The sequence below is a fragment of the Shewanella mangrovisoli genome, assembly GCF_019457635.1.
GTDB classification, from domain to species: domain Bacteria; phylum Pseudomonadota; class Gammaproteobacteria; order Enterobacterales; family Shewanellaceae; genus Shewanella; species Shewanella mangrovisoli.
In genome coordinates, this window is the sequence record NZ_CP080412.1 from 1,233,905 (window position 1) to 1,253,798 (window position 19,894).

Consider the following 19,894-nt stretch of genomic DNA (forward strand, 5'->3'; position numbering starts at 1 on the left):
TTAGCTATGGTAACTCTATTATGGCAAAAGAATTCAGTCGTACACGTCGCATAGCCCAGCAGTTGCAGCAAGAGCTGGCTGTTGTGTTACAACGCGACATGAAAGATCCCCGTATTGGTTTTGTAACCGTTAATGATGTCGATGTGTCCCGCGATTTAAGTTACGCCAAAGTGTTTGTGACTTTCTTCGAAGAAGACAAAGAGCTGGTGCAAGAAAAGCTTAATGCCTTGATTACAGCCGCACCTTATATCCGTACTTTAGTTGCGGGCCGCATGAAGCTGAGAGTCATGCCTGAAATCCGTTTCGTGTATGACAGTTCATTGGTTGAAGGTATGCGTATGTCTAACCTCGTCAGCCAAGTGATCAACAGCGATAAAGCCAAGCAGCAACAGTTTGGTAGCGCCGACGATGTGACTGATAATGACATCGACGAAGCCGATGACACCGAAGGTAAAGCGTAATGGCGAGACGTTCGAAGGGCCGCTTTATCGACGGTATTGTGTTGTTGGACAAAGCCACTGGCATGAGCTCCAACTTCGCATTACAACGGGTAAAGCGCTTTTTTAATGCCAACAAAGCAGGGCACACGGGAGCACTCGATCCCTTGGCTACGGGTATGCTACCTGTGTGTTTAGGCGAGGCGACTAAGTTTTCGCAGCATTTACTGGATTCGGATAAGCGTTATCTGGTTACCGCAAAACTGGGACAACGCACAGATACTAGCGACTCTGACGGTGAAGTGGTGCAGACTCGCCCGCTCGAGTTCACTGAGGCGCAGTTAATGTCCGCCTTAGAACATTTCCGTGGCGATACCCAGCAAGTGCCCTCCATGTATTCGGCGCTGAAATACCAAGGCCAGCCTTTGTATAAGTATGCCCGCGAGGGGATTGAAGTACCGCGCGAGGCGCGTCCAATCACAGTATTTGAGCTGAACTTCATCGCTCTAGAAGGCGATGAGCTGACCTTAGACATTCATTGCTCTAAGGGCACGTATATTCGCACTATCATCGATGATTTAGGCGAAATTCTTGGTTGTGGTGCCCATGTGATTATGTTGCGTCGTACTCAAGTTGCCCATTATCCCTACGACAAAATGGTCACTCTTGAGCAGCTCGAAGCCTTAGTCGCTAAGGCGCAGGAGGAGCAGCTTGACCCAAGCAGCTTGCTGGATTCGCTGTTGCTGCCTATGGATACGGCGGTTGCCGACTTTCCCGAGGTCAATGTGCCAGATGCGAGCGCTGCTTACTTAATGCAAGGTCAGGCGGTACGAGTCCCTGGGCTCGTTGCAGATACACTGGTGCGCATTACGTTGGGCACTGAGCGTCGTTTCGTCGGCATTGGCGAGATGAACGAAGATGGTTTACTGGCGCCTAAGCGCTTAGTCGTGAACCACGACCAAGCTAAAGCATCTTAATTGATTATCTTGGGTTATTAATCCATCGCATTTATTGCGCGCGCCAAGGATTATGGGTAGAATAGCGCGCCCTCTGGCTGAGTTAGTGATCGGCTAGAGATTCACATTTTATATTTGGAGAGACACATGTCACTAAGTACTGAAGCGAAAGCAAAGATCCTGGCTGAATTTGGCCGTGGCGCAAACGATACTGGTTCAACTGAAGTTCAAGTTGCGCTGTTAACTGCTCAAATCAACCATTTGCAAGATCACTTCAAAGAGCACATCCACGATCACCACTCACGTCGTGGTCTGTTACGCATGGTTAGCGCTCGTCGTAAGTTATTAGCTTACCTGAAGCGTACTGAAGCAGCGCGTTACAATGAGCTGATCCAAAAGTTAGGTTTACGTCGTTAATCACGCGTTTACTGACGTAAAAAAGGAGGCTAAGCCTCCTTTTTTATTGTCTCAAATTCAGTGTTTACACTATCTTATTCGACGTATTAAGCGCCACGTAATCCATCAATATTGCTAATGGTTGCGGTTTGATTGGCAATATACAACGCCTCAAATTCTGCCTGTGGTAACGGTTGGCTAAAGTAGAAGCCTTGACCAATTTGACATTGATTTTGTTTGAGCCAATCGAGTTGCATTTCGTTTTCAATCCCTTCGGCCACAATCGTCAGATTTAACTGTTTGCCTAGCATTAAAATGGTCGAGGCAATCGCGCTGTCTCCCGGTAAGTCCGACACGAAGCAGCGGTCGATTTTCATGGTGGTGATTGGCAAATGGCGCAGGTAAGACAGGGAAGAGTAACCAGTACCAAAGTCATCGACGGCAATACCAAAACCTGCCGATTTGAGCTGCTCTAACTTGCTGATCGCAAGCTCAATGTCATTCATTAACGAGGTTTCGGTGATTTCAATTTCGAGTAATTCCGGTTGTATTTGATAACGTAGCGCCATCTGTTTGATGTCCGACACTAAGCTGGCATCGGCAAATTGCTGTGAGGCAACGTTAATGGCAATCGGTATCGCAAAGTTATATTTCTTCTGCCAGTCACGCAGCACACGGCAGCTTTGCTCGATAACCCAACGTCCAATCGGAATAATAATACCGGTTTCTTCCGCCACTGGAATAAAAGAGATCGGGCTGATTAAGCGGCCATCTTTTTGCCAACGGATCAGGGCTTCACAAGCGGTGATTTTGCCGGTTTGTAAATCCAACTTGGGTTGAAAGTAGAGCAAAAATTCATTGTTTTTCAAGGCATCATGCAGTGATGCTTCGGTGCGGAGTCGCACGGCCGCGCGTTCGGTCATTTGTTGCTTAAAGAAGGCCCATTGATTCGATCCTGCGGCCTTTGCGCTGTACATGGCGATATCGGCATGGCGGATAAGATCTTCGGCGCTGTTGCCATCTTCTGGATAGATGGAAATCCCAATCGATGCCGCCGGGTGAATCGCATGTTCATTCAGTTGAATCGGCACATTGAGCTGCACTAACAGCTTATCGACAAAGTCGGCGGCTTGATCGGGGGAGTGGACCGAGTCGGCAAGAATCACGAATTCGTCGCCACCTAGGCGTGATACGGAACCTTTATCACCGACGACGCGCTCTAGAATACGAGCTATACGGGCGAGGAATTGATCGCCCAACGCGTGGCCAAGGGAGTCATTGATATTTTTGAAACGGTCTAAGTCAATAAACATCAAAGCAAAACTGCTTTTATGAACCCGTGAGCGCTGGATTGTCACGGCAATGGTTTCGAGTAACAGGGTGCGATTGGGCAGGCCTGTTAATGGGTCACGGGTAGCCATCTTACGCAGTTTGGATTGGGTTTGACTGAATTGAATAAGGATCTGGTTAAACTTCGATGTCACTAGGCCTAATTCGTCATCCTTATGGGCATTGGACATGGGCAGCAGGTTTTCATCGGGTGAATCGGGTGAAATCTTATCTATGGCTTCACTGATCCTGGCAATCGGCTGGGTTAAGAAGCGGTGGAATACCACGGATAGCACTAAGGTAAGTAGCAACGCGCGGGCTAAGGTGGCAAAAAAACTAAAGCGTAACTGGCTAAAGAGGGTGTTGGTGAGTTCTTGCGTGTCGTAAAAAATGGTTAACGTGCCGATAAGCTGCTGTTTTTGTGTGCCTTCAAAGTAAAAGGGTCGATACAAGGGCCGCGAAATTTCTTTTAAGTCATCAAAGAGTTTGTTGCTAAGGCTGATAAAGGTTTGTGAGTTGTTTTTCTTATTATTGCTCACGGAAACAAACATCGAGCCGTCATCGAGTTCGATTACCGCAGAGCCGACATGCTCTACTTTAATTGCCCCCTCAAGGGTTTGCCTTGCAAGGTTATCGTCTAATGCCCAGACGGCGTTGGCGGCGGGTTGTTCTACAGAATCCAGCAATTCCTGTTGCGTGGTAGTGAGTTGCTGCTTGGTGGAGACGACGACGAGGGCAATTTCAACAATGAAGATGGCGATAGCGAAAAAAAGCGCTGTAAAAACGACGAGATTCGTTTGTTTCCAAGTTAGGGATTTAAAGCGACCCGTCATTCAGCTCATCCTTTATTATTGTTTTCGCTATAGGGGATATTGCTACATTAAGTTACAACATAACTCTTTGTTCGTTTACCCACTTTAGTGAAAAGATAGACCTTTGTCATCATTATCTGCTCTTTATCTATTGTTCCTAATTGCAGTATACTTACGCGCGTAATTCAAGGTCATTAATTAAGGAATGGGTCACGTGAATCCAATTGTAAAGAGTTTTGAGTATGGTCAACATACAGTCACCCTGGAAACAGGTGTTATTGCACGTCAAGCAGACGCTGCCGTTTTAGCTAGCATGGGTGACACGACAGTGTTAGTCACTGTTGTTGGTAAAAAAGAAGCTGAAGCAGGCCGTGACTTCTTTCCTCTGACTGTTAACTATCAAGAAAAGACCTACGCAGCAGGTAAAATTCCTGGTGGTTTCTTTAAGCGTGAAGGTCGTCCTTCAGAAGATGAGACATTAATCGCTCGCCTGATCGACCGTCCAATTCGTCCTCTTTTCCCTAATGGCTTCACAAACGAAGTTCAAGTGATCATTACTGTTGTATCTGTCGATCCACAAATCGAGCCGGATATTATTTCAATGATCGGTACTTCGGCTGCGCTTGCTATTTCGGGTATCCCATTCAGCGGCCCATTAGGTGCAGCGCGCGTGGGTTATATCAATGGCGAATACGTACTGAACCCAACGGTTGAACAGTTAGCGACTAGCCAATTAAACCTGGTTGTTGCTGGTACTGAAAGCGCAGTACTGATGGTTGAGTCAGAAGCTCAAGCCTTACCGGAAGAAGTGATGTTAGGCTCTGTGGTTTACGGTCATGACCAACAACAAGTTGTGGTCAAAGCCATTAACGAATTCAAAGCGGAAGCAGGCAAACCAGCGTGGAACTGGACTGCACCTGTGGCGAACGAAGCCTTAGTTGCTCAAGTTAAAGAATTAGCTGAAGCAGGTTTTGTTGAAGCGTATCAAATTCAAGTTAAACAAGAGCGTTATGCTCAAGTTGCTGTGGTTAAAGCCGCTGCTAAAGAAGCGCTGCTGGCTGCAAACCCAGAAGTGGATTTACGTGAAGTTGACGGTCTGCTCGGTAGCTTAGAGAAGAAAGTAGTTCGTGGTCGCATCATCCGTGGTGAGCCGCGCATCGACGGTCGTGAGCCAGACATGGTTCGCGCATTAAGCGTATTAGCTGGCGTATTACCACGTACTCACGGTAGTGCACTGTTTACCCGTGGCGAAACTCAAGCACTGGTGACTTGTACTTTAGGTACTGAGCGTGATGCACAGAAGATTGATAGCATCATGGGCGAGCGTACTAACCGCTTTATGCTGCACTACAACTTCCCTCCTTACTCTGTGGGTGAAACAGGTATGGTGGGTTCACCTAAGCGCCGCGAAATTGGCCACGGCAAGTTAGCATGGCGCGGTATCAACGCGGTTATGCCAACGGCTGAAGAATTCCCATACAGCGTTCGCGTGGTTTCTGAAATCACTGAATCTAACGGTTCAAGCTCTATGGCTTCAGTATGTGGTACTTCTCTGGCGCTGATGGATGCGGGTGTACCCATCAAGACTTCTGTAGCGGGTATCGCTATGGGTCTAGTTAAAGAAGGCGATGACTTCGTTGTTCTGTCTGACATCTTAGGTGACGAAGACCACTTAGGTGACATGGACTTCAAAGTAGCCGGTACTCGTGATGGTGTGACTGCACTGCAGATGGACATCAAGATCGAAGGTATCACCAAAGAAATCATGGAAATTGCACTGCAACAAGCCTACGGCGCACGTGTACATATCCTGAACGTGATGGACCAAGCAATTGGTTCACACCGTGATGATATCTCTGACCACGCTCCACGTATCACAACTATCAAGATCAACCCAGAGAAGATCCGTGATGTTATCGGTAAAGGCGGCGCGGTAATTCGTGCTCTGACCGAAGAAACTGGCACCACTATCGAACTGGAAGATGACGGTACTGTGAAGATTGCTTCGTCAAATGGCGATGCAACCCGTGAAGCGATTCGTCGTATCGAAGAAATCACTTCAGAAGTTGAAGTGGGTCGCATCTACAACGGTAAAGTTATCCGTATCGTTGACTTTGGTGCCTTCGTTAACATTCTGCCAGGTAAAGATGGTTTAGTGCACATTTCGCAAATCAGCGATGAGCGTGTTGCTAACGTCTCTGACCACCTTGAACTGAACCAAGAGGTGACTGTTAAGGTCATGGAAGTGGATCGTCAAGGCCGTGTACGTCTGTCAATCAAAGAAGCACAGACTAAAGAACCTGCTGCTGAATAATCGTCTTTACTGACATTATCGGCGTCAGTTTCGACATGACGTGACCAAAAGGAGATCAATTGATCTCCTTTTTGTTTGTTTAGGTTTAATAAAATTGAGTTTAATGCTATTCCTCAATAGCAGTCCTGAAGTGGGATTGCTATCATGAACATTCTTCTGCGTTAGTTGGGAACCTAAAAAGGTAGAAATGGATGAGTCTTAAAATTAGAACCGCTGTTGTTGCTGTGCTGGCGGGTGCCAGCTTGATGTTGGCTGGATGTGCGACCACTAAGTCTCCCTTAGACAACCAAAATGACGTTGAAGGCAAGTTAGTCATCGCCCCCGTGATGCCAGACTATAAAGTCGAAGTCACCCTTGCCAAGCTGAATGAGATTTTATCGGCGGTTGAGCTAACCAACGAACAGCGCGCACGTTTTCATTACGATCGCGGCGTGATTTATGACAGTGTCGGTTTACGCTTAATGGCGCGCATCGATTTTATGCAGGCACTTAAACTGCAACCCGATTTAGCCGATGCCTATAATTTCCTTGGTATTTATTACACCCAAGAAGGTGAATACGATAGCGCCTATGAGGCGTTTGATGGTGTATTAGAGCTGTCGCCAAATTATGATTATGCCTACTTAAATCGAGGTATCGCGCTTTATTATGGCGATAGGAACGATCTCGCCTTAAAAGATATGCAGGCATTTTATGCTGGCGATAATAAAGATGGTTACCGCGCCCTGTGGTTATATCTTATCCAGTCGAAAGATAATGCTGAAGAGGCCAAACGTCAGTTACTAGAGCACCGTAAGGGGTTGGAAGCCGATGCTTGGTCAACCGTGATTGTTGATTATTACCTTGGCGTTAAGAGTCGTGAGCAGGTTTTTGCCGATGCCAAGTTAGGCCTGACTCATCCGAAAGAATATGCTGAGCGTTTATGTGAAGCGTATTTCTACCTCGCCAAAATCGAAATCGCCAAGAATCAATACCAAGAGGCGGCGAATTATTTCCGTCTTGCCCTCGCGACCAATATCTATGACTTTGTTGAGCACAGATACGCGCGAATTGAGCTAGCAAAAGTTAAAGGTTTGCTCGAAGGCACAAAATAAGCCATATCGCCCGAGGCTCATCTCGGGCTTTACCTAGCCAAGTACGCACTGAGGCGCTATAATTTGCGCCTTTTTTAGCGATACGAGTGCATAGGTTAAATGTCAGACAATAAAGTAGAGGTCGATAAACGTCGCACCTTCGCGATTATATCGCACCCCGACGCGGGTAAAACCACCATTACCGAAAAAGTGCTGTTATTCGGAAACGCGCTGCAGAAAGCGGGTACCGTTAAGGGCAAAAAATCGGGTCAGCACGCTAAGTCTGACTGGATGGAAATGGAAAAAGACCGTGGTATTTCGATTACTACGTCTGTCATGCAGTTCCCCTATGGTGGTGCGCTCGTTAACCTACTCGATACTCCCGGCCACGAAGACTTCTCGGAAGATACTTACCGCACCTTGACGGCGGTTGACTCTTGCCTGATGGTTATCGACTCGGCCAAGGGTGTAGAAGATCGTACCATCAAATTGATGGAAGTGACGCGTCTGCGCGATACACCTATTGTCACCTTTATGAACAAACTCGACCGCGATATTCGCGATCCCATCGAACTGATGGATGAGGTTGAGGATGTTCTCAATATCGCCTGTGCGCCTATCACTTGGCCTATTGGTAGCGGTAAAGAGTTTAAAGGTGTTTACCATATTCTGCGTGATGAAGTGGTGCTGTACCAGAGCGGTATGGGGCACACGATTCAAGAACGCCGCGTGATTGAAGGCATCGATAACCCTGAGCTGGATAAAGCGATTGGTAGTTATGCTGCTGATTTACGTGATGAAATGGAACTGGTTCGCGGTGCATCCAACGAATTTGATCACCAAGCCTTCTTGAAGGGCGAGCTTACGCCAGTTTTCTTCGGTACTGCTTTGGGTAACTTCGGTGTTGACCATATCCTCGATGGTATTGTGGAGTGGGCACCAAAGCCGTTACCTCGTGAAAGCGATGCGCGGATGATCATGCCTGACGAAGAAAAATTCACCGGCTTTGTGTTCAAAATCCAAGCTAACATGGATCCAAAACACCGTGACCGCGTTGCCTTTATGCGTGTTTGCTCGGGTCGCTATGAGCAAGGCATGAAGATGCACCACGTGCGTATCGGAAAAGATGTTAACGTCAGCGATGCCTTGACCTTTATGGCGGGTGACCGTGAGCGCGCCGAAGTGGCGTATCCTGGTGATATTATTGGTTTACATAACCATGGGACCATTCGTATCGGCGATACTTTCACCCAAGGTGAAAAGTTCCGCTTCACCGGTGTACCAAACTTTGCACCCGAAATGTTCCGCCGTATTCGTCTGCGCGATCCGCTCAAGCAAAAACAATTGCTTAAGGGCTTAGTTCAGTTGTCTGAAGAAGGCGCTGTGCAGGTGTTTCGTCCATTAGACTCGAACGATTTAATCGTTGGTGCTGTGGGTGTGCTGCAGTTTGAAGTGGTTGTCGGCCGCTTAAAGAGCGAGTACAACGTTGAAGCGATTTACGAAGGTATTAGCGTTTCAACCGCACGCTGGGTTTATTGTAAAGATGAGCGTAAGCTAGAAGAGTTCCGCCGCAAATGTAGCCAAAACTTGGCGCTCGATGGTGGTGATAACTTAACTTATATTGCGCCAACTATGGTTAACTTAAATCTTTCGATGGAAAGATACCCTGATATCGAGTTCGCTAAGACACGCGAACACTAACAGGTCAGTGACTCTAGGGTAAAAGGCGGTGATTCACCGCCTTTTTTGTATCTACAATTTAGGATGACACATGATTCATTGGATAACTCAGGCGTGGCGTGCCTATATTCGTTGGTGTGACAAGATGGGGCTGACGCCAGAGAATCGCCGCTGTTGTATGCCTCGATTGGAGGACCCGCCATTAGCCCGCAATAAGCCGAATTGCCAAGAAAAGGCTGCTGCATCCCATGGAGAGACAAAATCGGAGTAATGGATTGATGATGTTAGATACCCATGCGCACCTCGATTTCGCAGAGTTTGATAGTGACCGTGAACAGGTTGTGCAGCGTATGCGACAAGCGGGCATCGATAATCTGATCATCCCAGGTGTTTCCCCTCTGCATTGGGCAAAACAATTGGCAATTGCTGAGCAATATCAGTGTTATTTTGCTTTAGGGATCCACCCTTGGTTTTGCCCCGAAGATGTTGATAAGGCAATCTCTGAATTAACATTTCACGTTTCTCAGTTACGAGAATGTCCCCGTTTTGTTGCGATTGGTGAATGCGGTTTAGACAAACTTTATGCTGATAATTGGAGCAAACAGTTAGCGTTTTTCGATGCGCAGCTAACACTCGCCAATGAGCTTAACTTGCCCGTTATCGTCCATGCCGTCAAAGCTCACCAAGAGGTATTGTTCCATTTAAAGCGTCATAAACTTCCAAGAGGTGGCGTAATCCACGCTTTTTCTGGTAGCCCCGATATCGCCGTTGAATACACTAAGCTAGGTTTTAAACTCGGCATTGGCGGTTTAGTGATGAATCCCAATGCGAAAAAACTGCTTAAAACCGTCAGTGAACTGCCGCCAGAAAGCTTCCTACTTGAGACTGATTCTCCTGCCATGACCCCGTTAAATGTTACAGAAAAACGGAACCAACCCGCTAACGCTGTACTTTTTATAGACAAAATTGCAACTTTGCAAAAAAAATCTAGTGTTCTAATATCAGAACACTTGGTGTCGAATGCAATGCAACTGTTTGACCTTTAGTTGTTTTTGGTTAAACAGGTGTAGGTCGCAATAGCATTTTGCTCTAAGCGGTTGAAATTAAACTCCAAAATTTTGATCAAAACGACGATTTTCGACTTTCTCTCGGGTATAATCTGACTCGGAAATAGGTTGATTAACAACATAATTAAAAAGTGTTAACAATAGGGTGATGGTTAATGAATATATTGATGAGTTTAGTAGGGGTGGTCGTCCTACTTGCGATAGGTTTCCTCCTATCGAATAACAAAAAAGCAATTAACTTGCGTACTGTGGGTGGTGCATTAGCCATCCAGGCCGCCTTCGGTGGTTTTGTACTGTACGTTCCTGTCGGTAAAGATATCCTGAAAAGTGTGTCTGACGCGGTTTCTAGCGTTATCGGTTACGCACAAAACGGTATCGGCTTCCTGTTCGGTGATTTAGCTAACTTCAAACTTGGCTTTATCTTCGCGGTAAACGTGTTGCCAGTTATCGTGTTCTTCTCTTCTCTGATCGCCGTTCTGTACTACTTAGGCATCATGCAATGGATCATCCGTATCATCGGTGGTGGTCTGCAAAAAGCATTAGGCACAAGCCGTACTGAATCTATGTCTGCGACTGCTAACATCTTCGTTGGTCAAACCGAAGCGCCGTTAGTGGTTCGTCCATTCATTCCAACTATGACTCAATCAGAACTGTTTGCGATCATGGTGGGTGGTTTAGCTTCTATCGCAGGTTCGGTACTTGCTGGTTACGCGCAAATGGGCGTGCCTATTGAGTACTTAGTTGCTGCGTCATTCATGGCGGCACCAGGTGGTCTATTAATGGCTAAACTGATGCACCCAGAGACTGAAGTTGCTAAAAACGACATGGATGAATTACCAGAAGATCCTGATAAGCCAGCTAACGTATTAGACGCTGCTGCTGCGGGTGCTTCATCTGGTATGCACTTAGCGTTAAACGTAGGTGCAATGCTGTTAGCCTTCGTTGGTTTGATCGCTATGATCAACGGCATCATCGGTGGTGTAGGCGGTTGGTTCGGTGTTGAAGGTTTAACACTGGAACTGATCCTTGGTTACATCTTCATGCCTTTAGCTTTCTTAATCGGTGTACCTTGGAACGAAGCACTGGTTGCTGGTTCTTTCATCGGTCAGAAGATCGTTGTTAACGAATTCGTTGCTTACCTGAATTTTGCGCCATACCTAAAAGACATCGCTGATGGCGGTATGATCGTTGCTGACACTGGTTTAGCAATGACTGACAGAACCAAAGCGATTATTTCGTTTGCACTGTGTGGTTTCGCTAACTTGTCTTCTATCGCGATTCTGCTGGGTGGTTTAGGTGCTATGGCTCCTAACCGTCGTCATGATTTAGCTAAGTTAGGTATCCGTGCTGTTATCGCCGGTTCTTTAGCTAACTTAATGAGTGCAACAATTGCAGGTCTGTTCTTAGCTATCTAAGCATAGACATGTAGGGGAGATGCTCCCCACTAACTGGGTCCTGACCATGCAGGGCGGGACCTAAGTTAATTCAACCATTTTCCAATAGTGATTCCTGTAGTGAATAGTTTCTCCGATTGTATAGGCCAGATTACAACTAAACGTAAGCTGTGATGCTGTCTTAACAGTCGTGACGTACGGTTAAGTTAATTAGTCGTAAACAATAAGTCGCGACTTTGTTCACAATTAAGAATTTTGTGTTCGTGATTTTACGCCAGATTATTGAGATTTTTTTTAATCGAGGTAGAATGCGAGCGCCACAAAAAGAACGCTACCCTTGACGGTAGCAAACAAAATAATGGGGTTGATGATGAAAAACGTTAAAACTTTAGCTTTAGCTGCTACAGCAGTAGCTGCAATGTCTGGTAACGCATTTGCTGCTGACCGTTCTGACCTTCACGGTTCTGACTACAAGTGGATGCAGTTCAACGCTATGTACTCTATTGGCGAAAAGCCAGAGAACCCAGCATCTGGTGACCAGCACGACTACTTAGAAATGGAGTTCGGCGGCCGTTCAGGTATTTTCGATCTGTATGGTTATGTTGACGTATTCAATTTAGCAAACCAATCAAGCAGCAACGGTGACAAGAACCCAGGAAGCGGCAAAAGCAAACTGTTCATGAAGTTTGCTCCACGTGTTTCTATCGATGCATTAACCGGTAAAGATTTATCTTTCGGTCCAATCCAAGAAGTTTACTTCTCTACTCTGTTCAACTGGGATGGTTTAGTTAACGATGGTGATGGTACTGGTGTGAACTCCACATTCTGGGGTATTGGTGCTGACGTAAACGTGCCTTGGTTAGGCAAAACAGGTATGAACCTGTACGGTTACTACGACATGAACGCGAAAGAGTGGAACGGTTACCAATTCTCTGCTAACTGGTTCAAGCCTTTCTACTTCTTCGATAACAAGAGCTTCCTGTCATTCCAAGGTTATATCGATTACCAATTTGGTGCTGATAAGGTAAATGCTTACGATGAGAATGGCGTTTATCAAAATACAACTTTCACTTCCAACGGTGGTAACATTTTCTTCGGTCTATACTGGCACTCAGATCGTTACGCTCTGGGCTATGGTCTGAAAGGCTTCAAAGATGTTTACCTACTTAAAGATGGTGGTACTTTTGGCCTAGAATCAACAGGTTGGTCTCACTACCTGTCAGCTACTTACAAGTTCTAATTTCTTATAAGAGTCGTTGGAGCCGCGATGGCGGCTCCATTTTTTATGTGTCATGAATCTTTATCTAAACCCATTTATAATTTGAGCAGTGCGTTTATATAAAGGTTTGTGTTTTTCTCGCGCTAAAACGGATTTTTCGCGGAAAAGTAGGAACAAGACATTATTCGTATCCTCTCTTCCGGTCTTCAAGGATTCAAGTCGTGATCACTTATAGTTCATTTAAGTGTCAGGATGCGTATGTGTTATGCATAGGCAAGATTGAATACCTAATAAAAATGTAATTTGCCCTACACAAATTACTCGGCATCGCCTGAAGGCCCGGCCATATAAAAATAATCAAAATAATGCCAGCTCTGAGCGTTGCATATAAGCGACTGATTTCTATTTATTTGTTTTTTCTTTTGGAGAGCTATTATGACTGATTTAAAAAAAGCAGCACAACGCGCCATCGAACTTATGGATTTAACCACCTTAAACGATGACGATACCGATCAGAAGGTGATCGACCTGTGTCACAAAGCCGTGACGCCAGCGGGTAATACTGCTGCCATCTGTATCTATCCTCGTTTCATTCCTATCGCACGTAAGACCCTCGATGAGCTGGGCGCCGAAGACATTCAAATCGCGACAGTAACTAACTTCCCACACGGTAACGATGATATTGCGATTGCGGTATTAGAAACCCGTGCCGCGGTTGCCTATGGCGCCGATGAAGTCGACGTGGTATTCCCTTACCGCGCGCTGATGGAAGGCAACGAAAGTGTCGGTTACGAGTTAGTCAAAGCCTGTAAAGAAGCCTGTGGCGATGTATTACTAAAAGTGATCATCGAATCGGGTGTATTAGCCGATCCTGCGCTTATCCGCCGTGCCTCTGAACTGTCTATCGATGCGGGTGCTGATTTCATCAAGACTTCTACCGGTAAAGTGCCAGTTAACGCGACACTTGAAGCGGCTGAAATCATGCTGACTGTGATCAGTGAAAAGAACACCAAAGTGGGCTTTAAGCCTGCTGGTGGCGTACGTGATGCTGCTCAAGCCGCTGAGTTTTTAGGTGTGGCTGAGCGTATTCTCGGTGCAGATTGGGTCACTCCACGTACCTTTAGATTTGGTGCTTCAAGCTTACTCAACAGCTTGTTACACACATTAGAATTAGCCGATGCGCCTAAGCCGACTCAAGGCTATTAATCGAACATTGCATCTCGATTAATACCAAAATCGTATATCGAAACTAATTAAGTGTGAACTAAATCTAGTTGGAAACATCAAAACTTCGATAGCATGTAATTGTAATATTGCTACAGTTTTGATGTTTCATTGCAAAGCTAAATAACGGATATGTTGTATTAGTATTTAGCTTGGAGGCAGTATCATGTTTCTAGCTCAAGAAATTATACGTAAGAAGCGCAATGGTTTAGCCTTGAGTACCGAAGAGATCCAGTTCTTCGTTAAGGGTATAACCACCAATGCAGTGTCGGAAGGTCAGATCGCCGCATTGGGCATGGCAGTGTACTTTAATGACATGAATATGGATGAAAGAATCGCTTTGACCACGGCAATGCGCGATTCTGGCACTGTGCTCAATTGGGACGCGTTAAACCTCAATGGTCCCATCGTCGATAAGCACAGCACAGGTGGTGTCGGTGATGTGATTAGTCTGATGCTCGGCCCCATGGCCGCTGCTTGCGGTGGTTATGTGCCGATGATTTCGGGTCGCGGACTCGGACACACAGGCGGTACGCTCGATAAGTTCGACGCTATTCCCGGTTATCAAACCGAACCTTCGAGTGAATTGTTCCGCAAAGTGGTTAAAGACGTTGGTGTGGCGATTATCGGCCAAACTGGCGATCTGGTCCCCGCCGACAAGCGTTTCTACTCTATCCGTGACAACACCGCGACCGTCGAATCCATCTCCCTCATTACCGCCTCAATTCTCTCTAAGAAATTAGCTTGTAGTCTCGATGCATTGGCGATGGACGTCAAAGTCGGTAGCGGCGCATTTATGCCAACCTATGAAGCTTCTGAAGAGCTTGCTCGCAGCATCGCGGCTGTAGCCAATGGCGCAGGCACTAAAACGACAGCCTTACTCACTGACATGAACCAAGTATTAGCCTCATGTGCGGGTAATGCGGTTGAAGTGAAAGAAGCCATCGACTTCTTAACCGGTGCTTACCGTAATCCTCGTTTGTACGCTGTGACTATGGGTCTTTGCGCCGAGATGTTACTCCTTGGTGGCCTAGCGACTGATGAAGCGGATGCGCGTGCTAAGTTAAACCGCGTATTAGATAACGGCCGCGCTGCCGAGATTTTTGGCAAGATGGTTTCAGGCCTTGGTGGTCCAGTCGATTTTGTCGAAAACTACAGTAAGTACTTACCGCAATCACAAATTATTCGCCCAGTCTTTGCTGATACCCAAGGTTATGCCCACAGCATGGACACCCGCGAACTCGGTTTAGCCGTGGTTACCTTAGGTGGTGGTCGTCGCAAACCTGGTGATGCACTCGACTACAGTGTTGGTCTGACGCAAGTCTGTGCCCTTGGCGATAAGATTGATGCTTCTACGCCGATTGCCGTTATCCACGCGCAATCCGAAGATGCCTTTGCTCAGGCGGAAGAAGCCGTGAAAAAAGCGATTCGTATTGATGAAGTCGCTCCAGAAAAAACACCTGAGATCTATGCTTATATCCGAGCAGCGGATCTTTAAGGAAGAATTATGAAACGTACAGTTATTATGATGTTGGATTCCTTTGGCGTGGGCGCAGCTGGCGATGCCGCCAAGTTTGGGGATCTAGGTTCTGATACTTTTGGCCATATCGCTAAAGCGTGTGCCGAAGGTAAAGCCGATATCGGCCGTGAAGGTCCATTAACGCTGCCAAACTTGGCGCGTTTAGGTTTGGCTCATGCGGCGATGGAAAGCACGGGGGCGTTTGCGCCTGGCTTTGCGGACAATGTAGAGCTGATTGGTGCCTATGGCCACGCTCAGGAATTAAGTTCGGGCAAAGATACTCCGAGCGGTCACTGGGAAATGGCGGGTGTGCCCGTATTGTTCGACTGGGGCTATTTCAGCGAGCACCAAAACTCGTTTCCTAAAGAGCTGACAGATAAGATTCTCGCCCGTGCGGGACTCGATGGCTTTTTAGGTAACTGCCATGCTTCTGGTACTACGATTCTGGAAGAGTTAGGCGAAGAGCATATGCGCTCTGGCAAGCCGATTTTTTACACCTCGGCGGATTCGGTATTCCAGATTGCCTGCCATGAAGGCACATTTGGTTTAGAAAATTTATATCGTCTTTGCGAAATCGCCCGTGAAGAGTTAGAGCCTTACAACATTGGCCGCGTGATTGCGCGTCCATTCGATGGCACTGGCCCAAGCGACTTTGCTCGTACAGGTAACCGTAAGGATTACTCCCTCGAGCCGCCAGCAAAGACAGTATTAGATAAGTTAAAAGCTGCCGGTGGTGAAGTCGTGAGTGTGGGCAAGATTGCCGATATTTACGCTTACTGTGGCATCACCAAAAAGGTGAAGGCAAACGGTTTAGAAGCGCTATTTGATGCGACGTTAGCCGAAGTGAAATCAGCGGGTGAAAATACTATTGTATTCACTAACTTTGTTGATTTTGACTCCCACTATGGTCACCGCCGTGATGTAGCAGGTTATGCGAAAGGGCTAGAGTATTTCGACTCGCGTTTACCTGAAATGCTCGCGCTGCTGGATGAGGACGATCTGTTAATCCTCACCGCTGACCATGGTTGCGACCCAACATGGCAAGGTACTGACCATACTCGTGAATATGTGCCTGTATTGGCCTATGGCGCAGGGCTAAAAGCCGGTTCACTCGGTCGCCGTAACAGCTTCGCCGATATCGGCCAATCTATCGCGAGCTACTTCAAGCTTGAGCCGATGGAATACGGTGAGTCGTTTATTTAAGTAAACGCGCAAGATCTCGATTTGGCGGCCAGCATTGGGCCGCCAGTAAACAAAGACTTAAGTCTTAATAAAATAAACAGGGGTTATTTCGATGGCAACACCACACATTAATGCTGTAGAGGGCGCATTCGCTGAGACAGTTCTGTTTCCAGGCGATCCATTACGTGCAAAATATATTGCTGAAACATTCTTAGAAAATGTTGAGCAAGTGACTGACGTTCGAAACATGCTAGGTTTTACTGGTACTTACAAAGGTAAACGTATTTCTGTTATGGGTTCAGGCATGGGTATTCCTTCATGCTCAATCTATGCGACTGAATTAATTAAAGATTACGGCGTTAAGAACCTGATCCGCGTGGGTACTTGTGGCGCGATCAGCACTGACGTTAAAGTGCGCGATGTGATCATCGGCATGGGTGCTTGTACCGATTCTCAAGTTAACCGTTTACGTTTCAAAGGCCAAGATTTCGCAGCTATCGCGAACTACGAGCTGATGAATGCCGTGATCGAATCTGCCAAAGTGAAAGGCACTAAGATCCGTGTTGGTAACGTTTTCTCTGCCGATCTGTTCTACACTCCTGATCCACAAATGTTTGACGTGATGGAAAAAATGGGCGTGTTAGGCGTAGAAATGGAAGCTGCTGGTTTATACGGTGTTGCCCATGAATTCGGTGCCCGTGCACTGTGTGTGGTAACTGTATCTGACCATATCCGTACTGGCGAAAAAACCACTTCTGATGAGCGTCAAACCACGTTCAACGATATGATCGTGATGACATTAGACGCAGCAATTACGCTGTAATCTGTCACTAATCTCGTCATAAAAAAAGGGTTCGCATTGCGAACCCTTTTTTATTGCCTCGTATCTGCAAGTTCAATCGGTTTAACTGTGCTGCTGAATTTTAGATGGATAACTCTGTGCAATGCGGTGCTAAACCCAAGACGCTTCAGTTTGGGCAGATACGCCTCTATTAACCCGTAGAATCGGTATCTAAATCGCTCGGTTGTGCTGGGGCTTTCTCCGCGGTGGATTTGGCCGCATTGGTTTTGACTCGGCGCACCGATTTAACCTTAGGTTTATTCGGCGCGGGCGTTGAGCTTTGCGCCTCAGTTGTTGAAGCTGTAACTTGAGTCGCCTGTTCTTTGGTATCCGTTTTAGACTGAGACAGAGACGTAGACTCAGATGATGGCTCATCCTTTGTCTCTTTCTTTGATTTAAGCTCAGGTTTTATCTCTGGCTTAAGCTCCTGTTTCACATCAAGCGCTTTCTCTGATGTTTTCTCTGATGCTAGCTCTGGCGCAAGCACAGCTTTTGTCTCTGTGGTTGCTTTGGTTTTCTTCGCTTTAGGTTCGGCAATCGCTTGATTGCTGCCTTCATCTGGCGTTTTACCTGCAGCCGATTTATCCAAGGGCTGAGTGTCGAGATCCTGTGCTTCTTTGCTTTCTGTTTGCTTTTGCTGAGCGTCAGTGTCACTTGCGATAACTGCATCTTGCTGCGTATCTTGATTATCCGCGGCTGTAGGTTCCTCGGGTGCTTTTATAGCTTTATTTTTCTTAGGGTTTTTACGCAATTTGGCGCGGGTACGACGGCGGTCAAAATCGGCGCGTTTAAAGGATAAGGCGCGGGATAACAACATGCCGATAAGGCCGGCAATCAGCAGCATCATTTGCTGCTGCTCCATATTCAGGTTATGTGCCTCTTTGATTTCATTAAAAAATAGTTTGGTATCGAGTCTAACCTCGACATAGCCTAAATTTTTTCCATCTTGGATCACGGGTTCAACATAGGGCGGATATTTGCTCAGGAGCAAACTCATGTCTTCCGATTCGGGATCTAAGGCTTCATTGGTCAGGCTTTGGGCGAAGGCTAAGCGTATACCTTGGTCGCTGAAAATGGCCGCCGACATCACCTTAGGATCTTCGACTAAGGCACTGGCCAGCCATTGGAGCTGTTCATCGTTTTGCAATTGCAGGGCGGGCGCAGCGCTGTAGGCCGTTTGTTGCACCAGTAATCTGGCCATCTTTTGCGTTTGGGACTTTAGAAGCAGCTGACCTTGTAGTAGGCTTGTCTGCCACAATTGCACTAAGCCGACCATCAAGGTCAAGGCGATGGCGATTTGGAGCAGTCTACTGATTTTATGGCTTTTCTTTAGCCCTTTAAGATATAACACTTTGACCCTTAATAGTTAGAGCGCTTGCCTAATCATAATTGATTCTGAGTAAGCCCGATAGTTGGAGAACACGAGTCCTATGGAAAGCTTGAACCAAAATGCGCTGTTTGTATGGTTAGCTGCTAGCCCTTCACCTCGCTTTGAATATCAGGGGCTCAGTTTCGAGGCTTATCAGGAATCGTCTACGCGGCCATCCCAGAGTGGATTTGCTATGCGTCTGATTTACGAAGATTTAAGCATTGAAGACTCATTAGCGGCTTGGATTGTTTCTCTGGCTAAAAGCCTTAAATTAACTTCGCTCTCCATCGCACCGATTCGCCGTCAAGTCGCGCTGCATTGTGTTGAATTAGCACTTCCCGTGGAGCCGAGTGCCGAGCTGTTAGCCACTTGTCCATCACAGGTGGAGTTACACCTTATTCGCGGCCCATTACCTAAACTGAGCGCCCCCGGTTTACTGGTGATGGACATGGATTCTACCGCGATCCAAATTGAATGTATTGATGAACTTGCCGCGATGGCTGGGGTTGGCAAGCAAGTGGCAGCTATCACTGAGCGTGCCATGCAGGGCGAGCTCGATTTCGAGCAGAGTTTGCGCCAAAGGGTGGCCCAGCTTGAGGGCGCCGATGCCAAGATTATTCAAACCTTGTGTGACACTCTGCCACTGATGCCAGGCCTTGAGGCCATGCTGACTGAGCTTAAGTCGCACCATTGGCGTTTGGTTGTCGCGTCAGGCGGTTTTACGCCGTTTGTTGGCCACTTAAAACAGCTGTTGAATTTAGACGCGGCCTTTGCCAATGAATTAGTGATTGCGGATGGCAAGCTGGCGGGAACCGTCACGGGAAAAGTCGTCGATGCCCAGTTTAAGGCCGATGTAGTTAATCGTTGTAGCCAAGACTGGCAGATCTCTGCTGGGCAACGTGTCGCCATCGGTGATGGTGCCAACGATATCCCTATGGTTCAGGCGGCGGACTTTGGGATTGCCTTCCATGCCAAGCCTAAACTTGCGGCAGCGGCGGATGCGCGGATCCGCAGTTTAGACTTGCGCGTATTGCCTTATCTGCTGCAGTTTTAATTCATCCTCTGTATCCGAGTCGTTAACA

The 19,894-nt window shown here is 46.9% G+C and carries 17 protein-coding genes; 15 read left to right on the plus strand and 2 right to left on the minus strand.

All coding sequences use genetic code 11. The features are described from left to right. The first annotated feature begins 20 nt into the window (after positions 1-20). The 3 genes from rbfA to rpsO all read left to right on the plus strand — a co-directional run bounded on the left by rbfA (position 21) and on the right by rpsO (position 1,810). Positions 21-461 (plus strand): 30S ribosome-binding factor RbfA, encoded by a 441-nt coding sequence (gene rbfA, locus K0H60_RS05480; RefSeq protein WP_088210876.1) that lies wholly within the window; start codon positions 21-23, stop codon positions 459-461. After that, positions 461-1,414 carry a tRNA pseudouridine(55) synthase TruB gene (gene truB / locus K0H60_RS05485; RefSeq protein ID WP_220057516.1) on the plus strand — a complete coding sequence of 318 codons (954 nt, stop codon included), beginning with the start codon at positions 461-463 and terminating at the stop codon, positions 1,412-1,414. Before rbfA ends, truB begins: the two co-directional genes overlap by 1 nt. Positions 1,415-1,540: 126 nt before the next feature. Continuing rightward, positions 1,541-1,810, plus strand: coding sequence for a 30S ribosomal protein S15 (rpsO, locus tag K0H60_RS05490; RefSeq protein WP_011621820.1), 270 nt, complete (start codon positions 1,541-1,543; stop codon positions 1,808-1,810). 86 nt (positions 1,811-1,896) lie between these two features. On the opposite strand, the gene K0H60_RS05495 is transcribed toward rpsO, so the two are convergent. Next, positions 1,897-3,951, minus strand: a complete 2,055-nt coding sequence (locus K0H60_RS05495) for a putative bifunctional diguanylate cyclase/phosphodiesterase (protein ID WP_220057517.1) — start codon at positions 3,949-3,951, stop codon at positions 1,897-1,899. 193 nt (positions 3,952-4,144) lie between these two features. Here K0H60_RS05495 and pnp point away from each other — a divergent pair, with 193 nt between their 5' ends. From pnp to deoD, 11 genes are all read left to right on the plus strand, one after another. Next, the gene (pnp, locus tag K0H60_RS05500; protein WP_220054914.1) at positions 4,145-6,244 is read left to right on the plus strand and encodes a polyribonucleotide nucleotidyltransferase; all 2,100 of its coding nucleotides are present in this window, start codon (positions 4,145-4,147) and stop codon (positions 6,242-6,244) included. A 191-nt stretch (positions 6,245-6,435) separates the two neighbouring features. After that, entirely contained in the window at positions 6,436-7,338 is a 903-nt protein-coding gene (gene nlpI / locus K0H60_RS05505) for a lipoprotein NlpI (protein WP_220057518.1), read from the plus strand. A 99-nt stretch (positions 7,339-7,437) separates the two neighbouring features. Continuing rightward, on the plus strand, positions 7,438-9,018 hold the full coding sequence (prfC, locus tag K0H60_RS05510) for a peptide chain release factor 3 (RefSeq protein ID WP_011716148.1): 1,581 nt from the start codon (positions 7,438-7,440) through the stop codon (positions 9,016-9,018). A 70-nt stretch (positions 9,019-9,088) separates the two neighbouring features. Continuing rightward, complete coding sequence (locus tag K0H60_RS05515; protein ID WP_220057519.1) at positions 9,089-9,268, plus strand: DUF5363 family protein; 180 nt, start codon at positions 9,089-9,091, stop codon at positions 9,266-9,268. 10 nt (positions 9,269-9,278) lie between these two features. Next, positions 9,279-10,043 carry a TatD family hydrolase gene (locus K0H60_RS05520; RefSeq protein ID WP_220057520.1) on the plus strand — a complete coding sequence of 255 codons (765 nt, stop codon included), beginning with the start codon at positions 9,279-9,281 and terminating at the stop codon, positions 10,041-10,043. A 176-nt stretch (positions 10,044-10,219) separates the two neighbouring features. Next, entirely contained in the window at positions 10,220-11,479 is a 1,260-nt protein-coding gene (locus K0H60_RS05525) for a NupC/NupG family nucleoside CNT transporter (RefSeq protein ID WP_011716150.1), read from the plus strand. Positions 11,480-11,828: 349 nt separating this feature from the next. Next, entirely contained in the window at positions 11,829-12,698 is an 870-nt protein-coding gene (locus K0H60_RS05530) for a nucleoside-specific channel-forming Tsx family protein (protein WP_088210869.1), read from the plus strand. A gap of 414 nt (positions 12,699-13,112) precedes the next feature. Then, on the plus strand, positions 13,113-13,883 hold the full coding sequence (gene deoC / locus K0H60_RS05535; RefSeq protein ID WP_220057521.1) for a deoxyribose-phosphate aldolase: 771 nt from the start codon (positions 13,113-13,115) through the stop codon (positions 13,881-13,883). A gap of 184 nt (positions 13,884-14,067) precedes the next feature. Beyond that, positions 14,068-15,399: a thymidine phosphorylase gene (gene deoA, locus K0H60_RS05540; protein ID WP_055647281.1), complete on the plus strand. Its 1,332-nt coding sequence runs from the start codon at positions 14,068-14,070 to the stop codon at positions 15,397-15,399. Positions 15,400-15,408: 9 nt separating this feature from the next. Continuing rightward, a complete protein-coding gene (locus K0H60_RS05545) occupies positions 15,409-16,623 on the plus strand; it encodes a phosphopentomutase (RefSeq protein WP_055647280.1) in 1,215 nt (404 codons plus the stop codon). Positions 16,624-16,714: 91 nt separating this feature from the next. Further along, positions 16,715-17,425 carry a purine-nucleoside phosphorylase gene (gene deoD / locus K0H60_RS05550; protein WP_011621831.1) on the plus strand — a complete coding sequence of 237 codons (711 nt, stop codon included), beginning with the start codon at positions 16,715-16,717 and terminating at the stop codon, positions 17,423-17,425. A 169-nt stretch (positions 17,426-17,594) separates the two neighbouring features. On the opposite strand, the gene K0H60_RS05555 is transcribed toward deoD, so the two are convergent. Further along, positions 17,595-18,794, minus strand: a complete 1,200-nt coding sequence (locus K0H60_RS05555; RefSeq protein ID WP_220057522.1) for a YtjB family periplasmic protein — start codon at positions 18,792-18,794, stop codon at positions 17,595-17,597. Between the two features lie 79 nt (positions 18,795-18,873). Between K0H60_RS05555 and serB the strand changes: the two genes are divergently transcribed. Then, the gene (serB, locus tag K0H60_RS05560) at positions 18,874-19,866 is read left to right on the plus strand and encodes a phosphoserine phosphatase SerB (protein WP_220057523.1); all 993 of its coding nucleotides are present in this window, start codon (positions 18,874-18,876) and stop codon (positions 19,864-19,866) included. Positions 19,867-19,894: the final 28 nt, after the last annotated feature.

Excerpts from the sequence above, each read along its gene's own strand:
- rpsO (WP_011621820.1), top strand. The coding sequence starts at position 1,541 with ATGTCACTAAGTACTGAAGCGAAAGCAAAGATCCTGGCTGAATTTGGC.
- K0H60_RS05545 (WP_055647280.1), top strand. The coding sequence starts at position 15,409 with ATGAAACGTACAGTTATTATGATGTTGGATTCCTTTGGCGTGGGCGCA.
- serB (WP_220057523.1), top strand. The coding sequence starts at position 18,874 with ATGGAAAGCTTGAACCAAAATGCGCTGTTTGTATGGTTAGCTGCTAGC.
- nlpI (WP_220057518.1), top strand. The coding sequence starts at position 6,436 with ATGAGTCTTAAAATTAGAACCGCTGTTGTTGCTGTGCTGGCGGGTGCC.
- K0H60_RS05515 (WP_220057519.1), top strand. The coding sequence starts at position 9,089 with ATGATTCATTGGATAACTCAGGCGTGGCGTGCCTATATTCGTTGGTGT.
- deoC (WP_220057521.1), top strand. The coding sequence starts at position 13,113 with ATGACTGATTTAAAAAAAGCAGCACAACGCGCCATCGAACTTATGGAT.
- truB (WP_220057516.1), top strand. The coding sequence starts at position 461 with ATGGCGAGACGTTCGAAGGGCCGCTTTATCGACGGTATTGTGTTGTTG.
- K0H60_RS05525 (WP_011716150.1), top strand. The coding sequence starts at position 10,220 with ATGAATATATTGATGAGTTTAGTAGGGGTGGTCGTCCTACTTGCGATA.
- rbfA (WP_088210876.1), top strand. The coding sequence starts at position 21 with ATGGCAAAAGAATTCAGTCGTACACGTCGCATAGCCCAGCAGTTGCAG.
- K0H60_RS05495 (WP_220057517.1), bottom strand. The coding sequence starts at position 3,951 with ATGACGGGTCGCTTTAAATCCCTAACTTGGAAACAAACGAATCTCGTC.
- deoD (WP_011621831.1), top strand. The coding sequence starts at position 16,715 with ATGGCAACACCACACATTAATGCTGTAGAGGGCGCATTCGCTGAGACA.
- prfC (WP_011716148.1), top strand. The coding sequence starts at position 7,438 with ATGTCAGACAATAAAGTAGAGGTCGATAAACGTCGCACCTTCGCGATT.
- deoA (WP_055647281.1), top strand. The coding sequence starts at position 14,068 with ATGTTTCTAGCTCAAGAAATTATACGTAAGAAGCGCAATGGTTTAGCC.
- K0H60_RS05520 (WP_220057520.1), top strand. The coding sequence starts at position 9,279 with ATGTTAGATACCCATGCGCACCTCGATTTCGCAGAGTTTGATAGTGAC.
- K0H60_RS05530 (WP_088210869.1), top strand. The coding sequence starts at position 11,829 with ATGAAAAACGTTAAAACTTTAGCTTTAGCTGCTACAGCAGTAGCTGCA.